Annotated in this window: 23 protein-coding genes; 11 read left to right on the top strand and 12 right to left on the bottom strand. The window is 43.9% G+C overall.

The window, feature by feature from the left end; genetic code table 11:
- Positions 1 to 25 precede the first annotated feature (25 nt).
- From djlA to L2744_RS08395, 3 genes are all read right to left on the bottom strand, one after another.
- Complete coding sequence (gene djlA, locus L2744_RS08405) at positions 26 to 814, bottom strand: co-chaperone DjlA (RefSeq protein WP_248991482.1); 789 nt, start codon at positions 812 to 814, stop codon at positions 26 to 28.
- 69 nt (positions 815 to 883) lie between these two features.
- Positions 884 to 1561, bottom strand: a complete 678-nt coding sequence (murU, locus tag L2744_RS08400; RefSeq protein WP_248991481.1) for an N-acetylmuramate alpha-1-phosphate uridylyltransferase MurU — start codon at positions 1559 to 1561, stop codon at positions 884 to 886.
- Positions 1558 to 2643, bottom strand: coding sequence for an aminoglycoside phosphotransferase family protein (locus L2744_RS08395; protein ID WP_248991480.1), 1086 nt, complete (start codon positions 2641 to 2643; stop codon positions 1558 to 1560). Before L2744_RS08395 ends, murU begins: the two co-directional genes overlap by 4 nt.
- Before the next feature lie 116 nt (positions 2644 to 2759).
- Between L2744_RS08395 and lptD the strand changes: the two genes are divergently transcribed.
- From lptD to L2744_RS08360, 7 genes are all read left to right on the top strand, one after another.
- Positions 2760 to 5057 carry an LPS assembly protein LptD gene (gene lptD, locus L2744_RS08390; protein WP_248991479.1) on the top strand — a complete coding sequence of 766 codons (2298 nt, stop codon included), beginning with the start codon at positions 2760 to 2762 and terminating at the stop codon, positions 5055 to 5057.
- 242 nt (positions 5058 to 5299) lie between these two features.
- Positions 5300 to 6604 (top strand): peptidylprolyl isomerase SurA, encoded by a 1305-nt coding sequence (gene surA / locus L2744_RS08385; RefSeq protein ID WP_248991478.1) that lies wholly within the window; start codon positions 5300 to 5302, stop codon positions 6602 to 6604.
- A gap of 6 nt (positions 6605 to 6610) precedes the next feature.
- Entirely contained in the window at positions 6611 to 7597 is a 987-nt protein-coding gene (gene pdxA, locus L2744_RS08380; RefSeq protein WP_248991477.1) for a 4-hydroxythreonine-4-phosphate dehydrogenase PdxA, read from the top strand.
- A gap of 15 nt (positions 7598 to 7612) precedes the next feature.
- A complete protein-coding gene (rsmA, locus tag L2744_RS08375) occupies positions 7613 to 8419 on the top strand; it encodes a 16S rRNA (adenine(1518)-N(6)/adenine(1519)-N(6))-dimethyltransferase RsmA (protein ID WP_248991476.1) in 807 nt (268 codons plus the stop codon).
- 52 nt (positions 8420 to 8471) lie between these two features.
- Positions 8472 to 8852 carry a Co2+/Mg2+ efflux facilitator ApaG/CorD gene (apaG, locus tag L2744_RS08370; protein WP_248991475.1) on the top strand — a complete coding sequence of 127 codons (381 nt, stop codon included), beginning with the start codon at positions 8472 to 8474 and terminating at the stop codon, positions 8850 to 8852.
- Between the two features lie 21 nt (positions 8853 to 8873).
- Positions 8874 to 9698: a symmetrical bis(5'-nucleosyl)-tetraphosphatase gene (locus L2744_RS08365; RefSeq protein ID WP_248991474.1), complete on the top strand. Its 825-nt coding sequence runs from the start codon at positions 8874 to 8876 to the stop codon at positions 9696 to 9698.
- A 94-nt stretch (positions 9699 to 9792) separates the two neighbouring features.
- Positions 9793 to 11814 (top strand): methyl-accepting chemotaxis protein, encoded by a 2022-nt coding sequence (locus tag L2744_RS08360; protein ID WP_248991473.1) that lies wholly within the window; start codon positions 9793 to 9795, stop codon positions 11812 to 11814.
- Positions 11815 to 12051: 237 nt separating this feature from the next.
- Here L2744_RS08360 and L2744_RS08355 read toward each other — a convergent pair whose 3' ends face one another.
- The 7 genes from L2744_RS08355 to rplU all read right to left on the bottom strand — a co-directional run bounded on the left by L2744_RS08355 (position 12052) and on the right by rplU (position 16421).
- Positions 12052 to 12468 (bottom strand): DUF3718 domain-containing protein, encoded by a 417-nt coding sequence (locus L2744_RS08355; RefSeq protein WP_014610033.1) that lies wholly within the window; start codon positions 12466 to 12468, stop codon positions 12052 to 12054.
- A gap of 216 nt (positions 12469 to 12684) precedes the next feature.
- Positions 12685 to 13167, bottom strand: coding sequence for a type 3 dihydrofolate reductase (gene folA / locus L2744_RS08350; RefSeq protein ID WP_014610032.1), 483 nt, complete (start codon positions 13165 to 13167; stop codon positions 12685 to 12687).
- A 29-nt stretch (positions 13168 to 13196) separates the two neighbouring features.
- A complete protein-coding gene (locus tag L2744_RS08345) occupies positions 13197 to 13670 on the bottom strand; it encodes a threonine/serine exporter family protein (RefSeq protein ID WP_248991472.1) in 474 nt (157 codons plus the stop codon).
- Entirely contained in the window at positions 13667 to 14428 is a 762-nt protein-coding gene (locus L2744_RS08340; RefSeq protein ID WP_248991471.1) for a threonine/serine exporter family protein, read from the bottom strand. The genes L2744_RS08345 and L2744_RS08340 overlap by 4 nt, the downstream gene beginning before the upstream one ends.
- Positions 14429 to 14455: 27 nt before the next feature.
- Complete coding sequence (gene cgtA, locus L2744_RS08335; protein WP_248991470.1) at positions 14456 to 15625, bottom strand: Obg family GTPase CgtA; 1170 nt, start codon at positions 15623 to 15625, stop codon at positions 14456 to 14458.
- Positions 15626 to 15840: 215 nt separating this feature from the next.
- A complete protein-coding gene (gene rpmA / locus L2744_RS08330; RefSeq protein ID WP_007650346.1) occupies positions 15841 to 16095 on the bottom strand; it encodes a 50S ribosomal protein L27 in 255 nt (84 codons plus the stop codon).
- A gap of 14 nt (positions 16096 to 16109) precedes the next feature.
- On the bottom strand, positions 16110 to 16421 hold the full coding sequence (gene rplU / locus L2744_RS08325; RefSeq protein ID WP_011790452.1) for a 50S ribosomal protein L21: 312 nt from the start codon (positions 16419 to 16421) through the stop codon (positions 16110 to 16112).
- A gap of 274 nt (positions 16422 to 16695) precedes the next feature.
- Between rplU and ispB the strand changes: the two genes are divergently transcribed.
- A complete protein-coding gene (gene ispB, locus L2744_RS08320) occupies positions 16696 to 17667 on the top strand; it encodes an octaprenyl diphosphate synthase (RefSeq protein ID WP_041412311.1) in 972 nt (323 codons plus the stop codon).
- A 63-nt stretch (positions 17668 to 17730) separates the two neighbouring features.
- Here ispB and ung read toward each other — a convergent pair whose 3' ends face one another.
- The gene (gene ung, locus L2744_RS08315; protein WP_014610028.1) at positions 17731 to 18396 is read right to left on the bottom strand and encodes a uracil-DNA glycosylase; all 666 of its coding nucleotides are present in this window, start codon (positions 18394 to 18396) and stop codon (positions 17731 to 17733) included.
- Between the two features lie 419 nt (positions 18397 to 18815).
- On the opposite strand from ung, the gene L2744_RS08310 reads away from it, so the two are divergent.
- A complete protein-coding gene (locus tag L2744_RS08310; protein ID WP_014610026.1) occupies positions 18816 to 19139 on the top strand; it encodes a DUF3144 domain-containing protein in 324 nt (107 codons plus the stop codon).
- Positions 19140 to 19215: 76 nt separating this feature from the next.
- Here the strand turns inward: L2744_RS08310 and L2744_RS08305 are convergent, their stop codons facing one another.
- Positions 19216 to 19830 carry a LysE family translocator gene (locus L2744_RS08305; protein WP_248991469.1) on the bottom strand — a complete coding sequence of 205 codons (615 nt, stop codon included), beginning with the start codon at positions 19828 to 19830 and terminating at the stop codon, positions 19216 to 19218.
- Positions 19831 to 20049: 219 nt separating this feature from the next.
- Between L2744_RS08305 and L2744_RS08300 the strand changes: the two genes are divergently transcribed.
- Both L2744_RS08300 and L2744_RS08295 read left to right on the top strand, forming a co-directional pair.
- The gene (locus L2744_RS08300; RefSeq protein WP_248991468.1) at positions 20050 to 20604 is read left to right on the top strand and encodes a thioredoxin family protein; all 555 of its coding nucleotides are present in this window, start codon (positions 20050 to 20052) and stop codon (positions 20602 to 20604) included.
- 260 nt (positions 20605 to 20864) lie between these two features.
- Positions 20865 to 22331: a sigma-54 interaction domain-containing protein gene (locus L2744_RS08295; protein WP_248991467.1), complete on the top strand. Its 1467-nt coding sequence runs from the start codon at positions 20865 to 20867 to the stop codon at positions 22329 to 22331.
- The last annotated feature ends 68 nt before the right edge of the window (positions 22332 to 22399 follow it).

Genomic DNA, 22399 nt, shown 5'->3' with positions numbered 1-22399 from the left:
CTTACAAAATCCAATGCTATCAAGGCTAACGCATACCACGCTCAGTCTTGACTCTGTCATACGCCGCCTGAATATCCTGTGCCTTACGGTTTGCCAATTCCATCATCTCAGGTGGTAACCCTTTAGCAATCAACTTATCGGGATGATGTTCATTCATCAATTTACGATAAGCCCGTTTCACCTCTTGATCACTTGCCTCTTGGGTAATGCCAAGCAAATGATAGGCATCGGTAATGGAAGTTTTATTACCGTTTGAGGTTTGATGGAAACGATATTCCGCCTGCCAACGTTTCAATAATTCATCCAATTGTCCACGACCATAACCCAATTCTTGGGCAACCGTCATCAAAATCCCATGCTCCGCGGGGTCCAGTTCACCATCCGCTAATGCGGTTTGGATCTGGATCTCAATAAACATCTGGACCAACTCTTTACGTCCCATGGTCACTGCACGGAAGGCTTGTAAACTGCTACGCAGATCAAAATCGGCGGACTTACCTTCACGAAACGATTGCTGAGCCTCTTTACGTGCTTCTCCCGTAAGACGTAATTGATCCATCAATAGCGTCGCAATACGAATATCGGTTTCGGTCACATGCCCAGAAGCCTTAGCCACATGTCCCATCACCGCAAAGGTGGTATTAAAGAAAATAGCTTGCCGATTTTTTGCTTGCCCAAGGATCTGGCTAAAACCGCCGCCTGAACTGGCGCGTTTATCATAAAGATGGCCAAGCCATAGGCCGAGTACAGCACCGAAGAACCGGCCAAACATAAACCCAATCACAAACCCAAAAAACTTACCCCAAAGACGCATCTTATGTCCTGATCTCAATAATGTACTTGTTATGCCTGCTAAGCCCAAAGTGATACCGAGCACTTAGATTTACTTGCTATTTTGTAAAGTTAACTCAAGGGCTTGTAAACGTGGAAGAGTGCCAACATCGCACCAAAGTCCTTCAAATATAGCGCCACTAATTTGGCCTTGGGCCATATGTGAGCGCAGTAGAGGCCCTAGGGCAAAGGCACCATCTGGTGTCCCCTTAAATAAGCTAGGACGATAAATACCTATGCCCGAAAAAGTGCACTTTGCATCCCCCTGTTCACTGATTCGATTACCATTTAAGGCAAAATCGCCTTGGGGATGCTGCTCAGGATTCGGTACTAACCATAGGTGGGCAAGAGTGTCATTTTCAAGCACGGTTAAGGGCGGTAACGCATCGATAAACACATCACCATTGATAACTAAAAAAGGATCATCGTTTTTACCATCACACAATAATGGTAAAGCACGTTTAATACCCCCTCCAGTTTCAAGTGCATGCTCTTCTGCGCTATAACGAAGATCCGCGCCAAGGGCACTCCCATCCCCCAGTGCTTCAACTAATTTATGCCCGAGCCAAGCATGATTAATCACTATATCGGTAATACCCAAAGCTACAAGCTTTTCAATGTGATAAACAATGAGAGGCTTACCTAATACTGGCACTAATGGTTTGGGTACAGTATCAGTTAATGGTCTTAAGCGCTCGCCCCTTCCTGCCGCTAGGATCATCGCTTTCATTGATCTGTCTCTACCTTACTGTGAACCACATCGAATGCGGGTAAAACTCGTGCCTGCAGCCATTGTGCAAGGGGGGCCAACTCGGGATAAGCCATGGCGGTATCAACGATATAGGTCAATGTCAGCGGGATATCCGCCATATAGGCAGGTTTATTATCACGGTAATGTAAACGAGCAAATATTCCCACAGCCTTGATATGGCGCTGCAGCCCCATCAAATCAAACCAGCGTTGGTACTGACTAAAAGGTGTGTCCACTGGTATAAACCCTTGCGCTAAGGTTTGCTGATAGTGCTGCGCCATTAAATCTGCCACGAGTGTCTGCGGCCAGCTAATATAACAATCCCGCAGGAGTGAAACAGCATCGTAGGTCACTGGGCCAATAACCGCATCTTGAAAATCGATAACAGATAATGTTTTGCCTTGTAGCATTAAATTGCGGCTATGGAAATCGCGGTGCATACCTACTTTAGGTTGAGATAAGGCATTATCCACCAAAATATCAAAGCTCTGATTGAGTAACTGAACCTCAACCTCATTGAGGGAAAGCTGCAAATGAGTCCCCAATAACCACTCAGTGAAAATATGTAATTCACGCCGTACAAGGACCTCATCGTACAAAGGCAAGGATTGAATTAACCCCGTCTCAGGACATGTACTCTCAACCACAGCAGCAATTTGTGGTAATAAAGCCAGTGCACTGCGGTAATAATCACTGACATTTTCCGGCGTTAATACGGATAACAGTTGGATATCCCCAAGATCGCTCAATAACATAAAGCCTTGCTTTTCATCGGCGGCAATCACTTTTGGAACGGTCAATCCCACTGCGCTGTAAGCCTTGGATAACGCAATAAAAGGGGCAATAGGCACAAGTGCAGGGGGAGAATCGGCAGCGATAAAGCTCGCATCTGCGGTTGTTATCCGAAAGTAACGCCGAAAACTCGCATCACCAGAAATTAACACCGGAGTGACATCATAGGAAAAATAATGGTTCAGCCACTGATTAAGGGAAATAAATCTCGGATCGGATAAAGTCATTTCATGGCTCTTAAAGAAAAATTGCTTTATTATAGCTGGCATATAATTTGGAAACAGCTAAGAAATTGAGAGATTTATTTAGCAGTGTTGCACTTGTACTTTGCAACTTTCCCCATCGATACTTGTCCAGACTAAGAAATCATTATTATTGACCTAAGATGCAGATCCGTTACTTTCTGGCCCTGAGCCTGTTACCCCAATTAGTCCTGGCAGACGAATCTCCGACCACTACCGCATCCCAATGCGTAATAGAACCGCCAGTACCCCGAATAGAATCCCACACGGAAGGAATGAGCGCGGCTGAACTCAATAAAATTCGCATTGTGTCCGATAGTTCCAATGCCGAAATGGGCAAACTGGCTATTTTTCGTGGCGATGTAGTATTTAGCCAAGGCGACAGACATATCGCCGCCGATGAAGCCATTCTCGACCAAGAAACTCAACAGTTTGATGCTAATGGTAATTTAGTCTTTCAGGATAGTAACTTCACTGTGACAGCTGAGTCCCTACAAGCTCAAATGCGAACAAATCGCGCTACGTTAGAGGGTGCTCAATACTGGTTACATGGACAACAAGTACATGGTGATGCAGAAAAACTGCAAATCACCATCAACAATAATCTTATTTTAACCAATACTAACTTCACCACTTGCCCACCTGACAACGTATCTTGGCTGCTTGAGGCCGAGAAAATCAAAATTAACAGTGAAGAAGAGTGGGGGGAGATTTGGAATGCCAAGCTAAGAATTGGTGGTGTACCCGTATTCTATATTCCCTATATGACGGTGCCTGTTTCTGATAAACGTAAATCGGGTTTTCTCTACCCCAGTTTTAGTAGTAGTACAACCGACGGTTTTGAACTTACAACACCCTATTACTGGAACATAGCGCCAGAATACGATCTCACCTTCACACCTAGTTATATGTCGAACAGAGGGGTATTCACTAAAACAGAGTTCCGCTATCTGACCGGAGAAGCCCAGAATGGCCGCTTAAACTTAGAATATTTAGGCGATGATCAATTGCTCAGTAGCAGACCCAATCGTTACCTGTACAACTGGCAACACCAAGGCGCTATTGATAAGCATTGGCGTGTAATGAGTAACTTTACCGAAGTGTCAGATAACAACTATTTTAATGATTTAAAATCAGATGTTAACCGTGCTACCGATAATCAACTATCCCGTATTGGAGAAGTGAGTTACTTTGAAAATAATTGGGATTTAAGTACCCGAGTCCAAGATATTAAAGTCCTTGGCGAAGAAGAAAAACCCTATCAAGTCATGCCACAAGTTAACTTTAACTACCGAGCGGCAGACTTTTGGAACAACCTAGATTTTGGTTTTAACTCAGAGTTAACTAACTTTACCCATCAGGATAATGAGGTCTACACCGCAACCCGTTTGCATATGTCACCCAGCGTAACACTGCCTATCCATGGCCCTTCAGGTTCACTAACCAGCCAACTTAAGCTAATGCAAACCAGTTATTGGCAAACGAATCTAGACTCTAATACCGTTCTTGATGACACGGTTAGTCGAACGATCCCACAGGTACGCATTAACGGTCAGATCAATTTTGAGCGTTTTACTGAGCTATTTGACAAAAACTACCGACAAACACTTGAACCGCAATTTCAATATCTGTATGTCGGATACGAAGATCAAAGAAACATAGGTATTTACGATACGGCCCAATTGCAGGACGACTACTATGGTTTGTTCCGTGATCGCCGCTTTTCAGGTCTTGACCGCATCGCAGATGCGAATCAAGTGACGCTCGGTGTTACCACTCGTCTCTTTGATGATCACAATCAAGAATTGACTAAATTCAGTCTTGGACAAATTGTTTATCTAGAAGACAGTAAACTGGGTTATGAAGATAGTATTCTCGAACAAAATCAACAGACATCCGTACTTGCTGCAGAATTAGATACTCGCCTTACCCAAGATTGGTACTTAGGTGCGGCGATTCAGTACGATACCAATACCAGTGACAATAAAAAAACAGAGGCCACATTAGACTTTAGGCCTGGAGCCAATAAACTAGTACAACTTAGCTACCGCTACGTACCGGATTTGTTGAACTCAAGTACTAATGATCTTGCCAATATTTCCCAAGCAGGTGTGCGCGCAGCTTGGCCCATTAATGACAGTCTCTATTTTGTGGGTAATTGGTACTATGATCTCAACGAAAGCCGCAGCGTCGAAAGCTACACTGGTTTTCAATATGAATCTTGTTGCTATGCCGTACGACTCAGCTACCACTATCGAATAAAAACCAATTACGACGATGATATAAGCTCATCTGCTATCGACAGTCGCGAGCAATTTGAAAGTGGTGTGTATCTAAATGTAATCATTAAAGGACTCGGAGGCTCTGGCCCACTAGGCGTCACCGACATGCTTGATGATGGCCTGTTTAACTACAGAAAACCGCTTTATCTGAGGAATTAGCAAAGAATTGTGATAGATTGCTGAACCTCAACAAGGACTGAGAGTCCAAACAGGTTAATAAGAGACAGTGACAACCTAGTCAAACTTGGCCTAGTGCCAATTTCAGTGGACAATGTCGCACTCTTTATAGAGTTGTCAGCAGATAAACATTTAGGCGACTCACTGTAATCTCGATATAAAATGGTAAATTAACTCAAATAAGCCGTCGAACCTGACTTTAGAATGTGCCAAGGATTTTGTGGATGAAACCCAGTAAACATCTGATTTTTGCTTTATTTGCACTCGCTATCAGCCAACCTACATTGGCCGCACCTCAGCCACTTGATCGTGTTGCTGTCCAAATTAACGATGGAATTGTGCTCGAAAGTGAAATCACTAACATGATTGGCACAGTAAAAGCCAATGCCAAAGCAGCTAACCAATCGCTGCCCTCGGACAGTGCCTTGCGCACTCAAGTTATCGAGCGCCTGATCCTCACCCATTTACAACTGCAAATGGCCAGTCGTATTGGTCTACATATTGGTGACTTACAATTAGACCAAGCAATTGAAAACATCGCTCGTGAACAGAAAATGTCTATCGCGCAGATGCAGCAAAAAATTGAACACGAAGGCTTAAACTTTAGCCAGTACCGTGAACAACTGCGTGAAGAAATCACCCTAGGTGAAATTCAACGTATTCAAGTACAACGCCGTATTCAAGTGTCACCGCAGGAAATATCCAGTCTAGTGAAGCTGATCCAAGAGCAAGGTATGAAAGATGTGGAATACCAAATTGGCCATATCCTAATTGACGTACCCAACAACCCGACCAGTGAACAACTAGAATCATCAAGCAAGCGAGCCAATATCGTACTTGAGCGTTTAAAAAATGGTGAAGATTTCCGCCGCACCGCTATCGCCTCATCATCAGGTCCCAAAGCCCTTGAAGGCGGTATCTGGGATTATATGAACATCAACGAAATGCCAACACTTTTTGCCGAAGTACTTAACGGGGCAAAAACCGGTGACATTATTGGCCCAATCAAGAGTGGCGCAGGTTTTCATATTATTAAGATCATGGATTCCCGTGGATTACAAACGAAAGAAGTTGAAGAAGTAAGAGCACGTCACATTCTGCTCAAACCATCGCCAATTTTATCCGATGATCGTGCAAAGGCTATGCTTGAGCAATTCCTAAAACAAATTCGTGCTGGAGAAGCTAAATTTGAGGACCTCGCCCGTCAGTATTCAGAAGATCCTGGCTCTGCTGCTAAAGGTGGAGAATTAGGTTGGGCGGATCCAAATATCTATGTGCCAGAATTTGCTCAAACTCTTAGCAATTTGAATCTAGATCAAATTAGTGAACCTTTCCGTACAACCCACGGCTGGCATATCACTCAGTTAGAAGAGCGTAGAAAAACCGACGCCACGGATCAGTTCAACAGTAACCGTGCGCACCAGTTGATCTTCCGTCGCAAATTTAATGAAGAACTGCAAAACTGGCTAGACGAAATGCGTTCAGACGCATACATTGAAGTCTTTCAGCCTGAGACCAACCGAGGTTAAGTAAAATTGACCACTAAACGCATTGCCGTTACCCCAGGAGAACCCGCAGGTATCGGCCCCGATTTAGTCGTGCAACTCGCTCAACAGGCTTGGCCTGTTGAGTTAGTCGTTTGTGCCGATCCTGATTTACTCGCGAGCCGTGCAAAACGACTCGGTCTAACCGTTTCTTTTCGGCCCTATCTCCCGGATCAAGCGCCCAAACCCCAAGAAGCTGGCACCCTAACGATAGCGCCCTTTAAGTTAGTGAGCGCTGCAGTATGTGGCCAGCTTGATGAACAAAATAGCCCCTATGTAATTGAAACCTTACGTTTTGCTGGCGAAAGAAACATGAGCGGCGAGTTTGATGCCGTCGTCACAGGCCCGGTGCACAAAGGCATTATCAATCAAGCGGGAATTTCCTTTAGCGGACATACTGAGTTTTTTGCCCATCAAGCAAACTGCCCCGATGTAGTGATGATGCTGGCGACACCCGGGTTACAAGTGGCGCTGGTAACCACCCATATCCCGCTTGCGTATGTGGCAAAAGCGATTACCCGCCAACGGTTGCAGCATATTATCAAAATATTACATGCCGACCTTATGAGTAAATTTGGTATCGTTTCGCCTAAAATTTATGTCTGTGGTTTAAATCCGCATGCAGGTGAAGATGGACATTTAGGGCGGGAAGAAATTGATATCATCATTCCTGCGCTCAACGAGTTACGCGAAGAATATCAAATGAACATTGTCGGCCCATTACCGGCGGACACACTGTTCCAACCCAAATATTTACAGGACGCAGATGTCGTCTTGGCCATGTACCATGACCAAGGGCTTCCCGTTCTCAAGTCACAGGGATTTGGCAAATCGGTAAACATTACTTTAGGTTTACCCTATATCCGTACCTCGGTTGACCATGGTACAGCGCTCGATCTCGCGGGCACAGGCAAGGCCGATATCGGCAGTTTTGTCTGCGCTCTGAATAAAGCCATTGAGTTATCCTCAAAAAACTAAACGATTACATTATTAATGAGCAACAAAGTACATTTAGGCCACACGGCCAGAAAGCGTTTTGGACAAAACTTTTTAACCGACGGCAATGTGATTAACCGCATTGTTGGCGCCATTGCACCTGATAATGACCATGTCATGGTGGAAATCGGTCCCGGCCTAGGAGCATTAACTGAGCCCGTTGCGATGGGGATAGATAATCTCACCGTGGTAGAACTGGATCGAGATCTTGTTGAACGCTTGCATAAACACCCAGTACTCAAAGATAAGCTGACCATTCACCAAGGTGATGCCCTGCAATTTGATTTTAGTCAGCTCGTTGTTCCGGGTAAAAAGCTCAAAGTGTTTGGTAATTTACCCTATAACATTTCGACACCCTTAATGTTCCATCTGTTCGAATTTGCCGAGCAGATTGAAACCATGCATTTTATGTTGCAAAAAGAAGTCGTACTGCGTTTATCGGCAAGTCCAGGTTGCAAAGCCTATGGCCGTTTAACTGTTATGGCGCAGTATTTTTGCCAAGTTGTGCCCGTACTAGAAGTACCACCCCATAGCTTTACTCCTGCCCCTAAAGTTGACTCTGCCGTTGTGCGTCTTTTACCTTATGCGGAAAAACCCTTCCCCTGTAAAGATGTCAATGTGCTACGCCAACTGTGTACCACCGCCTTTAACATGCGCCGTAAAACCCTACGTAACAACCTCAAGCATATGCTGAGCGATGCCGAGTTTGAACAGTTAGGGATTGATCAAAGCCAACGTCCTGAACAAATCAGCGTCGAGCAGTATGTGGCAATGGCAAATATGGTATGCGATAGAAAAGCTTAATAGCGTTATATATGGGCACAACCCTGTGCCCAATATCATTGTAGGAATAAGAATGAGCGCATTGGACACCTCAATTCGGGTTGAAGTTAAAACTGAATATATTGAGCAGCAATCCTCCCCTGAGGATGAAAAATACTTATTTAGCTACACGATCACTATTATCAATTTGGGTGAGCAGGCGGCAAAACTCGAGACTCGTCACTGGATAATTACAGATGCTAACGGTAAAACCAGTGAAGTCCAAGGTGCAGGTGTCGTTGGTGAAACGCCCACTATTCCTCCAAATACTGCTTATCAATATACCAGTGGCACCGTACTTGATACTCCACTTGGCATCATGCATGGTACTTATGGTATGGTCAGCGAATCAGGGGAACACTTCCAAGCGATAATTAAACCCTTCCGCTTAGCAACTCCAGGCTTATTACATTGATTTGACTTTAGAAAGGATACTGTGGCGCATTATTTTGTTGGTGATATCCAAGGCTGTTTTGCCGAATTACAAAAATTACTTGAAAAAGTCGATTTTAATCCATCCCGAGATGAACTCTGGGCTGTGGGAGATCTTGTTGCCCGAGGACCCGACTCTTTAGCCACCCTGAGATTCTTTCAATCCCTTGGTGATTCAGCTAAAACCGTATTGGGTAATCATGATCTGCATTTGATGGCAATTCACGGCAAGCTTAAACGTGATAAACCAAGTGACAACCTGAAAACACTTCTAAACGCTGATGATATTACTGGATTAATTGACTGGCTTAGACAACAGCCACTCATGCGTGAACTGCCCGAGCATCAACTGATTATGACCCATGCAGGCGTACCTCCACAGTGGTCATTAGAAACCCTTAGACAAGAATCGGCACTCGTTAGCCATGCGCTCAAACAAGATGACTACCTTGAAGCATTAATCAGCCAAATGTATACGGATACCGCAGAACGCTGGGAACCAACCGCATCAGGCATCACTCGATTACGCTTTTGTATTAATGCCCTTACTCGGATGCGTTATCTTTATGTCGATGGTCACCTTGATTTTGATTGTAAACAACCACCTCAGAATTGTACTGATCCCCAGTTACGTCCATGGTATGAATATACTTCGCCATTACGTCAAAGCCACACTTTAGTCTTCGGGCATTGGGCTGCACTGATGGGAAATGTTAGTGATAGCAAATTAAAGGCTTTAGATACAGGATGTTGCTGGGGTGAACACTTAACCTTATGGCATCTTGAAAAAGACCAAAAAATTACCCAAAAAAGGTTAAAAAAGAGTTAAACTAAAGCGGCTTATGGTCGATAAACGACTGCGCGCAGCCCTGTATTTAATCCCCCTTTGATTTGGAAAAATATAATAATAATTGGAGTATCCTATGAAAGTTAATGTAGCCACCAGAGTTATTGGCGGATTTAGCATTGTTACACTTTTACTTTTATTGCTAGGATTTACCTCCTACTTAACTAACATTAGCCTTAAAGATAGTTCGGCAATGATGCAAGAGTTAAGCTTACCGGCACTAAAAGCAACCAACCGTTTAACAGGAAGTTTAAGCGAGCAGCAACGCCAAGTTTTAATCGCCTTTCATACTTCCAAATCAACGAACATTCCAAATATCCATAAAATATTTGATGGTCATAGTACCCAATTTAAAAATGAAATCACAAATCTCACCCAATTAGTAAAAGGACAAACTAATCTATCATCACTGATATCCCAGCTGAGTAGTAGTTTTTCAACCTTTGAACATGACAGTCTAGCCATGTTTTCTGAACGGGAATCGGCTCTGAGTAAACAAGAGTTACTTATAGGCTTAAAGAAAAAACTCGAAAATGCTGCGGATGACGCTTCATCGACTTTACTCGATGTTATTGATCTCGAAAGTAGCCCGAATCCAGATATTCAAAGTATTGCTGCCTCGGCCAGCGCCATAGAGACTAGCCTCGGCAATATTATTACCACCATCGCAGATTTAGTAACGAATGAAGAAACAAGTAAGCACGAGCTTATTTCTAAAGAACTCGATTACATTATCAGTGAAACAAAAAATAAGCTTGAATATGTTAATCGCCATGCCCAAGGCATAGTCGAAGCGGATACATTACAATCCATAAATAATGATATTGGCAAAGTCTTGGCGTTAGTCGAAGGCAAAGAGTCAATGGTAGAACTCAAATCTAGCCAGTTAATTCATACTCAAGAGTCAATCAATAAGCTCGCGATTATTGAAAAAGATGGAAAAATCATTGATGCCAATATGCAAGATGTTAGCAATAACATCGAACTCGTTGCGACCAATATGAGTCAAGCAACCATGGCTGAAATTGATGCTGCCAGCCTACGTATTATTATCGTTGTTTTAATCGCTATCGTTGCCGCCATTATTATTAGCTTTGCTGTAGTGAATCCCTTAAAGCGCTCACTCCACCAAGTCAATAACGCGCTTAATGTGCTAGCTTCTGGCAATTTAACCCATAAATTAGATGACTCAGGCCATGATGAATTTGCCGAGCTCGCCAAAAACTGTAACAGACTTGTCGATAGCCTGCGTAGTTTGATTATTGGCATTTTAGACCGCTCAAACCAACTTGCTGCGGCAGCGGAGCAAACATCAGCGATCACTGCACAAACAACCTCTGGCATTCAAGAGCAGAAGAGTCAAGTTGACCAAGTTGCTACAGCAACGACAGAACTCAGCTCTAGCGCCCAACAAGTATCACTGAGTGCCGATCAAGCCCTTGAGCAAATCAAGCAGGCAGATCAAGAAACTCAACATATGCGTGCCATTGCCGAGGAGAACAAACTGACTATCTTAGCCTTAGCCGATGAAGTTTCTAAAGCGGGCTTAGTGATCAATAAAGTGCAGTCAGATAGTGCCTCTATTGGCTCCATTCTTGATGTGATCCGTGGTATTGCTGAACAAACCAACCTATTAGCATTAAACGCCGCTATTGAAGCAGCAAGGGCCGGCGAGCAAGGGCGGGGTTTTGCGGTTGTTGCAGACGAAGTGCGCAACCTAGCCTCCCGAACTCAGGTATCCACCCGTGAAATTCAGCAAATGATCGAAGTACTGCAACTGGGAGCGGAACAGGCCGTAGCGGCCATGGATATGGGCCGCGCCCAAGCTAATGCCTGTGTTGAAAAAACCGAACAAGCTAACTTAGCATTAGAAACGATCAGTCAGTCAGTTCATAAAGCCTATGATGCTGGCACACACATCGCTCATGCCGCACAGGAACAAAATCTGGTAAGCCAGCAAGTATCTGAAAAACTGGAACATATTGCTGCAATATCTGAAGAAACCGCGATAGGGGCAGATCAAACGGCTCAATCTAGCCACCAAGTAGCGAAATTAGCCGAAGAGCTTCAAGCTTCGGTGGGTGAGTTTAGAGTTTAAAATGTAGCCAAATTTAATCTAAAGGGTCGCATTAAGCGACCTTTTCTTTAGGTACACTTTTGTTTTAAAACATTAGGCTTTAAGCAAAATACAGACTCTACTCAATCAGTTAATTTGATATACGGATAACCCACCACGAATTTGAACTACAAAAATGCCGAACTCAAGTTCGGCATTTTTGATTTAACCCACGTAAACAAACGAGTTGTAAAATTAAGGTATTCATCAATAAGAGGGTTAATCCTCTTCGCCACCCGCTGAACCACCAAGACGCTCTTTTACTGCGGCTGTGATTGGACTCGCACCGTGACCATTAGCCTCTGCCCAAGCCTGAATTGTCATACCGTCAGATTCTGGCACATTAAGTTCTGTCACGGACAAACGCTTAGCGACAAACTCTCCGGCGTCGTTTGCACTGGCGCCGTAGGCAGTTCGCAACAGACTTTGACCATCGCAGCTAATACCGCTGTAGATCTGACGTAACTTAACCCGGCTCTCTTTTAACTTTTTACGTAAGCGGTTTTTATCATTCGCTTTCACGTAATCGCAAATACTTGCTACGAGTGGATCAGCACCAGCCGCAGCCGCTTGTGTTGGAACAGAAATATAACTAAAACCGATTAACGCAGCCAAGGCTACAGGCATAAGACGCATCCGATACTCCTTAATACTTTCTTATAGTTTTATTATCAATTTTGTATGGGCTACACCTATCTCTAAATGATATTAGCCACAATGGTCTTAGTTTTCGGCTAGATATTGCGTCTCCCTCAGGATTAGCTCACATCACCACTAAATGCCCAATATGATCCAATACTTTAGACATATTGACAATCCATACGCACAGGGTACACAACAGAACAACTTAATTTAACATTTTTTTGTCAAATTGATAAAGCGATATTCCAACCCATCAGCATTTATACAGGATAAGGATTCAGTTTCTTGCCAATCGCAGGCATCCCACTCAGGGAAATAGGTATCACCTTCAACATCAAGGTTAATTTGGGTTAAATAGAGGATATCGGCCTGAGGTAACAGCTCCGTATAGAGTTGACCACCACCAACCACAACCAACTCTTCACAGTCGCCTGCGGCTTGTTTTGCAGCATCAAAGGAAGTCACACATGTCACCCCATCAATAACAAGGTTTGCTTGACGTGATATGACGATGTTGTGGCGACCAGGAAGGGGTCGGCCTATTGATTCATAGGTTTTGCGTCCCATCACTACGGGCTTACCTAAGGTCATCGCCTTAAAGTGTCTTAGGTCCTCTGGGAGATGCCATGGCATTTTATTATCTTTTCCGATGACTCGATTGTTTGCCATCGCGGCTATCATAGCAATGCGCATGCTCACTCCTGTGTTGTAGGTATAAAGAATTATCGAATAACGGGGCGGGTTCTAAAATACAGTAAACTCGGCAATGCGAGCCCAACTGCTAATGCTCCAAGAATAAAGACTGTTTTTAAGCCATTACTGATCACTTGCCCTGTTAACTCTTGGCTAACCTGTGACTGAGCAGTCAACTGCACTAGGGCGATAACAGTATTAAATGCGTAAGTGCCGGGGATCATCGGAATAATAGCCGCCACCGCATACATTGAAGGAGGCGCTAAATGACGCCTAGCAAAGCCAATGGTAATCATCCCCACTAAAGCAGCGGCGACAAATGTCGCCCACTCGATAGGAAGACCAAACTCTAACATCAAGGTACGCGAGCTATGACCTATCGCTCCGGCTAAAGCACAGTAAGGCAGAAAGCGCTTAGGAACATTAAACACCATGGCAAAACCCACGGCAGGAATAGCCGAAAAAAATGCGTCATGTAAAAGCATATTCAGCAGTTCCATCATAGGAAAATACCACCAAGCTGCATAGCAATGGTAATCCCGATCACAGATGACACTGTCAATAGGGTTGCATGTCCCCAGCGAGAAATTCCCACATTCATATGTCCCTTCACCATGTCGGAAATGGCATTAATCATAGGAAAACCTGGCACCAGCATTAACACACTCGCCGCCATCGCCGATTGGGGTGTTTCACTTAATGAAAACACATAACCTGTTTGCGCAATCATGCTAATAACAAATGCGGTGGTAGCAAAATTAACCAGTAAATTAAAATGGTGCTTGGTAATGGTTAAACGAACTAACATTCCTACTGCAGAAGCAAAAAAAGTAATCACACACGCGGACAAATCACCATTAAAAAGGTGGCAAAAACTGGCACAGGACAAACCTATCATCAACACCACTAATACGGGTGGATAGGTTTTAGGCTCAATACGGGCGAGACGTTTACGTACTTCATTAGGCCCATAAAGACCTTTTTCAGCTAATAAGCAGATCCGCTGTAATTCACACACTATGGTCATATTGATACCATGTTCACGAATTCGACGGGTGGTGGTAATGCAGCGACCATGAACCAAACTGGTCAATACAAGGGAATTTGAGGAAATAGAAAGTTCTACGCTGGCAAGGCCTAAAGCCTGACCTAGACGCTGGCTGATTTCTTCAACTAAATCAGATTCTGCGCCGTAGGCCAGTAAAAGTTGTGCAGCACGCACAACTTGCCGAGTAATATCATTTTGAGTATCTGCGTACACGGGACTCTCAAAACTGAGACATTAATATTATCTTTGGTAAATGACTTCTACGTCGTAGTCATCATCATCAAAGTCGTCGTCATCATCTTCATCAACATAGTCTTCATTTAATGAATCTAGGTTTGCTTGATGATAATTATCCCACTTGAACTCGACTTCATCATCTGGATCGACTTCATTGTCTTCAGGTGGAAGACTCGCAATATAATCGAGGAGTTTTAATGCCAACTCACTGGTACCGTCGCGGTTATAGGCAGAAATAGTATAAACATCGCCTTCCCATTCTAGCTCTTTAACTATGCGCTCAACCTTCTCTTGCAGCTCTTCTTCAAGCAGCAGATCGGTTTTGTTAAAGACTAACCAACGTGGCTTACCCGCCAATTTAGGCGAATACTTTTCAAGCTCACCGACAATAGCGCGCGCAGATTCAACCGGATCGGTACCATCAATAGGTTCGATATCGATGATATGCAATAAAATGCGGCAACGTTCAAGATGCTTTAAGAAGCGAATACCTAAACCCGCACCATCGGCAGCGCCTTCGATAAGACCAGGAATGTCCGCAATCACAAAGCTTTGACCAGGACGTGGATTCACCACACCTAAGTTAGGCACAAGTGTTGTAAACGGATAATCCGCCACTTTAGGCGTTGCACGGGAAACCGCACGAATGAATGTCGACTTACCCGCGTTAGGCATGCCAAGCAAACCAACGTCAGCCAACAGTAACAACTCTAATTTCAGGCTACGCACTTCACCGGGTGTCCCTAAGGTCTTTTGACGTGGGGCACGGTTAGTACTGCTCTTAAAACGGGTGTTACCTAAACCATGGAAACCACCTTTGGCAACCAATAGCTTTTGACCGTGGGTCGTTAAATCCCCAAGGACTTCTTCAGTATCATGATCGACCGCGCGAGTACCGACAGGAACTTTTAAGATCAGATCTTTACCGCTATGACCGGTACAATCACGGCCACGGCCATTTTCACCGCGCTCGGCCATGTGAAAACGTTCGAAGCGAAATTCAATCAAAGTGTTGAAGTTTTCATCGGCCTGCAGATACACACTGCCGCCGTCGCCACCATCACCACCATCAGGACCACCATCAGGTACATATTTTTCGCGTCTAAAACTGACACAACCGCTACCGCCGTCGCCCGCTTCGACCCTAATTACTGCCTCATCGACAAACTTCATACTTACTCCTGGCATCACTGAATGAAGCAATTATACCGTCTAACTTCATCGGTCGCCAAAAAACTCGAGATACTTTGCTCCCAATCTTACCTGCCAACGCCCTCAATTTGGTAAAAATTTACCAAACTCATCATTGATACAGCGTAAATAGAAGCATAAAAAACAGAAAGCCCCACCAAAGGCGGGGCTTTAACAGTATAAGCTAGGTTCGAAAATTAAGCTTCGATGCTAATAAACTTGCGGTTATTAGGACCTTTAACTTCGAATTTAACTTTACCATCGGTCAGAGCAAACAGAGTGTGGTCACGACCAATACCCACGTTTACACCAGCGTGGAATTTAGTACCACGTTGACGAACAATAATGTTACCAGCTAGAACTGATTCACCGCCAAAGCGCTTAACACCTAGACGTTTACTTTCTGAATCGCGGCCGTTACGAGTAGAACCGCCAGCTTTTTTATGTGCCATGAGTTAGACTCCTATTATGCGTTGATAGCAGTAATTTTAACTTCAGTGAACCACTGACGGTGGCCCATTTTCTTGTCGTGGTGCTTACGACGACGGAACTTAACGATAGTTACTTTCTCGCCACGACCATGACTAACTACTTCAGCAACGACTTTACCGCCAGCTACTAAAGGAGCACCAACGTGCACTGTTTCACCGTCAGCGATCAGTAAAACTTGATCAAACTCAACAGTAGAACCAGTAGCAACTTCTAATTTTTCTAAACGAACTGTGTGGCCTTCGGCTACACGGTGTTGTTTACCACCACTTTGAAAAACAGCGTACATAGCTATTTTACTCCGATATTCCTAACACGCTGGCTCGCACTTTGGGGAGGCAGGGCGCTACAAAAACTTTATTGACAATGGGCGCGGAGTTTACGCGAAGAATCCATTTCTGACAAGCCCTAATTAGGAAAGAATAAAAAAAGGCCGGAATAACTCGCACATTAGTAGTGCTAGTGCTGTCATATGTCAGAATTTTAGGTAAAATTCATTCTATATAACACGTGAGCCTAAAATAGAGGCCGGGTACGCAATGGCCCCACAACCAGAGTCTATTATGGATTTAAACGCTATTCGTCAACTGGCTGACACTGATATGCAAGCAGTCAATCAGCTGATATATAAACAGCTTGAGTCAGATGTCGCCCTGATCAACCAGTTAGGTTTCTACATTATCAATGGTGGTGGTAAGCGTCTTCGTCCTTTACTGTCAGTGCTTGCTGCACGTACGGTGAGCTACGAAGGTGATGCACACCTCAAACTCGCGGCTATTATTGAGTTCATCCATACCGCCTCATTACTCCATGATGATGTTGTTGATGAGTCAACACTGCGCCGTGGACGTGAGACTGCAAACGCCCTGTTTGGTAACAGTGCGAGTGTGCTTGTAGGTGACTTCCTTTACACCCGCTCATTTCAGATGATGACCGAGCTCGATAATATGAGAGTTCTGCGTGTATTAGCGGATACGACCAACGTCTTGGCTGAAGGTGAAGTATTGCAATTAATGAATTGCAACGATCCTGACACGACAGAAGAAAGCTACATGCGTGTCATATACTGTAAAACGGCTAAATTATTTGAAGCTGCAACCTTACTCGCGGCCGTGTTAGCTGGAGCAACACCTGAGCATGAAACCGCTCTTGGGAATTATGGAAAATACCTCGGAACCGCTTTCCAATTAACCGATGATTTGCTCGATTACACCGCAGATACTGAAGAGTTAGGTAAAAATATCGGTGATGATCTCGCAGAAGGTAAACCCACTTTACCTTTAATCTACGCCATCGCCCATGGCACAGAAGAAGAGCGACAGCTTATTCGTCAAGCCATTGAACAAGGTGATGGCACGCAGGCAATTGATAAAATTGTTGCGGCATTACATCACTGTGGTGCATTGGCCTATACTCAGCAAAAAGCGATTGAAGAATCGGAAAAAGCCATTGCAGCACTCGATGTATTACCAGACAGCGATTTTAAAGAGGCTCTAGTAGCACTCGCTAAAATATCAGTTGACCGTAATCACTAATTGATATGCTCAGCTTAGGAAATAAAAAAGGTCTTACACTGTAAGACCTTTTTTATTTAGTGATTAAACTTGCCATTGTATGGGGATTTCACCCCGAGCTGCGAGCAATTGATTCACCCTTGAAAAATGCCCACAACCAAAGAATCCACGGTAAGCGGATAAGGGTGATGGATGCGGCCCTGACAACACTTGATGCTGGGGCGCGGTGATGACTTTACCTTTCTTTATTGCATGGCTCCCCCACAGCACAAAAATAATCGGCCTAGGTTGGTCGTTTAACAATTTTAATGCCTCAGAGGTAAATTCCTCCCAGCCCGCATTGGCATGTGAGTGAGCTTGGCCTTGCTCAACCGTTAATACCGTATTGAGCATTAAAATCCCCTGCTCAGCCCAGAAGGTTAAATCGCCGTGGTTGGGAATGTGGAAACCAGGAATATCATTAACAAGTTCTTTATACATATTGGCCAATGATGGCGGAGGCTTAATGCCATGCCTAACCGAAAAACACAGCCCGTGCGCCTGATTTGGGCCATGGTAAGGATCTTGCCCAATCAGTACGACTCGAACATTTTCAAGGGGAGTCATCTTAAAAGCATTGAACACATCCTCCTTAGGAGGATAAATTACTTTACCCGATTGCCGTTCTTTATTCACAAATGCAATTAACTGTTGGTAATAGGGCTGAGCACGTTGATTATCAATAAAGGCCTGCCAAGTCGTAAAAGTCACAATATACTTCCTCAAATTACAATCTGACTAGCTTAAAAGTCATGCCATAGAATGACAAGCCAACGATACGTTTTATTGAACTTGTCGTGATTACCTTAGTTATGGCTATCTTAGCCGTAGCAGTATCAATTAACTTTTTGAATCTTCGATAGGATGAAAAAATTGCCAGATGAAAGCAACTGGGACGACTTTAAAGCAAATTAAATCTTGCTGATCCAACATAAGCAAAGCCAGCCATAATAATCCAAGTCAATGCAGCTATTTTTACACGAAAAACGCTAAACTATCGCTTTACTGTGACTCCAGCCTAGGGATAGTTACCATCGACCTAGATCCCAATAGTTGATGTTTAACGATTCCTTCTGACGCTAATTAGGATAGAATCGGCCATCGATTTGTTACTTTCCAGAGTGAGCACCATGACCGAAACGAGCAACACCACCATTTTTGAACTTGCCGATCAATTTATTGCTTTAGCCAATCAGCTAAGCCAGCAAGAAGGGGATGTAGGTAAAGTGGGCACAGCCCTGCGTTTTGCAGCTGCACGTTTTAATGCCTTTGAAGCTGCGATAAAGTCTGCTGATTTAGGTGCAGAAAAAGACAGCGCCCTAGAATGGTTTAGTTCTGAATATCGTGAAATGCTTAGTGATAATTTAGAAGACCATATCGCTAATCCCCCTATTACTCAGGAAGGATCTGCGCCAGCACAAGCTGATGATTCGGTACAAATCTTTAAGGGATGATAATACCTTTACCTCAAAGCCATCACAAAAACGCCATCGATTGATGGCGTTTTTGTTAATTTACGTCAAGTGAAAATTAGAGCGTATAAATCACTCGAATAGCTAACAGTATTAAGACTACACCGGACAATTTATCAATCAATCCCGCTTTTTCCCTGAGCTTAGGCAACACACTAGAGTGAGATAATAGTAAAGCAATCAAGGTATACCAGAGTCCGTCGACAATTAAAGGGGTGAGTACTATCAAGGCTTGTCCCGTAATACTGTCTGCCACCATGACAAACTGACTGAATAGCGCAAGAAAAAATAGCATGATTTTCGGGTTAAAAAGGGAAATCGCAAGACCATCTCTAGCCGCTGTTAACGTATCGGTAGGTTCACCCGCGGCAAGTTTAGCTTGCACACCACAGTTTGATCGCAATGCTTGAACTCCCATCCACGCCAGATATAAGGCACCAAGTATTGCAATTCCGTTGAATATTAAGGGAGCTTTTTTAAGTACCACGGCTAAACCAAGTAAAGTGACTAAGGCATAAATGCCAATCCCGATAGAATGTGCCCAAGCACAAACAATCCCCTTACCACGCCCGCCCCCTAACGTATGACGCACCACCATGGCTAAACTCGGCCCCGGAGACATAGCTCCCAAACAACAAATCGCCAATAAACCAAACCAAGTACTCAAACTCATGTATATGTCCTAAAAGGAATAAATAAACCCAACGGGTTTTAACATAGCGACATTCTAACATCGTCCTACTAAGGCGTTAATGTTAATACACGGCTGTGGAACATGGATCAGCTAACATAAATCTAAGTGGATTAAATTTCATAAATTCACGTAGTTTTAAGCCGCTAACTACTAAGATAAATGCCAATTTATCTTAAATACCCTCAAGCGGAAGAGTTCATGGGCACAATCACCCTGATCAGTTTTATTATTCTCAGTTTATTAATCGGTGTCATTCTGCTTCTGCTATGGCAAAGGAAAAAGGGCAAGACCATTCCATTATCGGTGATTTTTATCTTGGGATTTTTTGCCTTAGGATTGGGCAGTATTATCGGATTTGTACATAAAGGTGAAGATTATCAAGCTTACCAAAAACTCCAATGGCATACCTTAGCGCCGGAAAAAATTGCTCCTCTGGTCGCACAGGGTTATACGGTTTTTGTCGATATCACTTCAGATTGGTGCACTATTTGCCAAACCAATAAAGCCGATGTGACTCACAGAGAGCAAATTGTAAATGCGCTAATGGCCGAGAATATTATCTTAATGCAAGGCAATTGGAGTGAATCAAACAGTACGATTGAATCTTATATGCGCCATGAGGGAATACCAGGCACGCCCTACAATAAAATCTATGGGCCAAGTTCACCCAAAGGCATTGTATTACCAGCAAAATTAAGTATCAATGATGTGCTTAATGGCCTTGCCACGGCCCAAGGTCGTCCTAAATACTGATCACCTGAATACTGATCACCTGAATACTAATCACCTAAATACTAATCAAAACATCTTTAAGGCTTTTGATTAGTTCACTTTACATCGACGGCTACAAGAAAGACGACTACAGGAAAATACCTTAGCCCGCCTCCCCCTAAAGACCACATTCAATGCGATATATCGAATAACGCTGTAAAGCAAACACTAAAGTCACGATATATCGCCAAGATATAAAGTGTATAATCAAACCATCTGCTCGCTACCTAGGTAATCGGCTTATGGCTAAGCTTTCGTCCCCCAAAGAACCATTGGATAACCATTTTCTGCCAGAGAATCAGTTGCTCCTAAATGCCGTAGGTGAAGGTATTTATGGTTTTGATTTAACTGGAAATGCCGTTTTTATAAATCCAGCGGCCGAACGGATGACTGGTTGGAAAAATGCGGAGTTACTTGGCAAAAATATCCATAATTGTCATCATCACAGCCATGCGGATGGTAGCCATTATCCCCAAGAAGATTGCCCAATTTACAACACCTTAAAGGATGGCATCACCCGCGAGATCACCCACGATGTTTTTTGGCGTAAAGACGGTAGTAGCTTTCCCGTGCATTACAGCTCAACCCCCGTATATCGAGATAATCAGCTTATCGGCGTAGTCGCGATATTTCGTGATATTAGTATTCAAAAACAAACTGAGCAGTCATTACGTCAAGCCTTAATCCAAGTGCAAGCCTTATCCGAGCGTCTGGCTTCGGAAAACCATTACCTGCAAGCCGAGTTAGCAGATAAAACGGGCGATGTGGATATTTCCGGTAATAGCAATGTTATCCGCCACATGATCCAACAATTACATATGGTAGCCAACACCGACAGTACAGTGTTGATTTGTGGTGAAAATGGAACAGGCAAAGAATTAGTAGCCCGCAACTTACATCAGCTCAGTCACCGTAAAGATAAGCCCATGATCAGTGTTAACTGCGCTGCTTTCTCGGCCTCTTTATTGGAAAGTGAACTCTTTGGTCATGAGAAAGGTGCATTTACTGGCGCAACTAGCCGTCGTAAAGGCCGCTTCGAGCTTGCCCATCAGGGCACACTGTTTCTCGATGAAGTAGCAGAGCTCAGCTTAGAAGCTCAATCAAAACTGCTGCGAGTCATCCAAGAGCAATCCTTTGAACGCCTCGGCGGCAGCGAAACCATCCAAGTGGATATTCGCTTAGTCGCTGCCAGTCACCACGATTTACTCAAGCGAGTCGAACAGGGATTATTTCGAATGGATCTCTATTACCGTTTGAATGTATTCCCAATTCAGGTACCACCACTGCGAGCGAGGCTGGATGATATTCCTGAACTGGTCAACCATATACTCCATAACTTGAATCGAAAACTCGGTAAAAAAATCCGCGGAGTCAGCCAAAAGGGACTACAAAAACTGATGGCATACACTTGGCCGGGAAATGTGCGCGAGCTGCAAAACATCCTTGAGCGTGAAGCAATTCTCACCCAAGGAGATATTTTACAAATCCATGCAATGCCAACCGATAATTTAAGCACGCTGCATCTATCGTTTCAGCCTCAAACCCTAGCAGAAGCTGAAGCATGGCATATAGAACAAACGCTTAGACGCTTAAATTGGCGTATATCAGGGCCTTCTGGTGCCGCAAATATCTTAGGAGTGCCGCCCAGTACGCTAAGATCGCGGATGAAAAAGCTGGGGATCCAACGACAACCCAATGAAGCGGATTAATGATCTAATAAACCAAATACACGATATATCACCAATACGCGATATATCGTGACACAAGTAAAAGAGTG

The sequence above is a fragment of the Shewanella profunda genome, assembly GCF_023283765.1.
GTDB classification, from domain to species: domain Bacteria; phylum Pseudomonadota; class Gammaproteobacteria; order Enterobacterales; family Shewanellaceae; genus Shewanella; species Shewanella profunda.
Note: the sequence above shows the minus strand (reverse complement) of the source record. Positions and strands in the feature narration are given on the sequence as shown.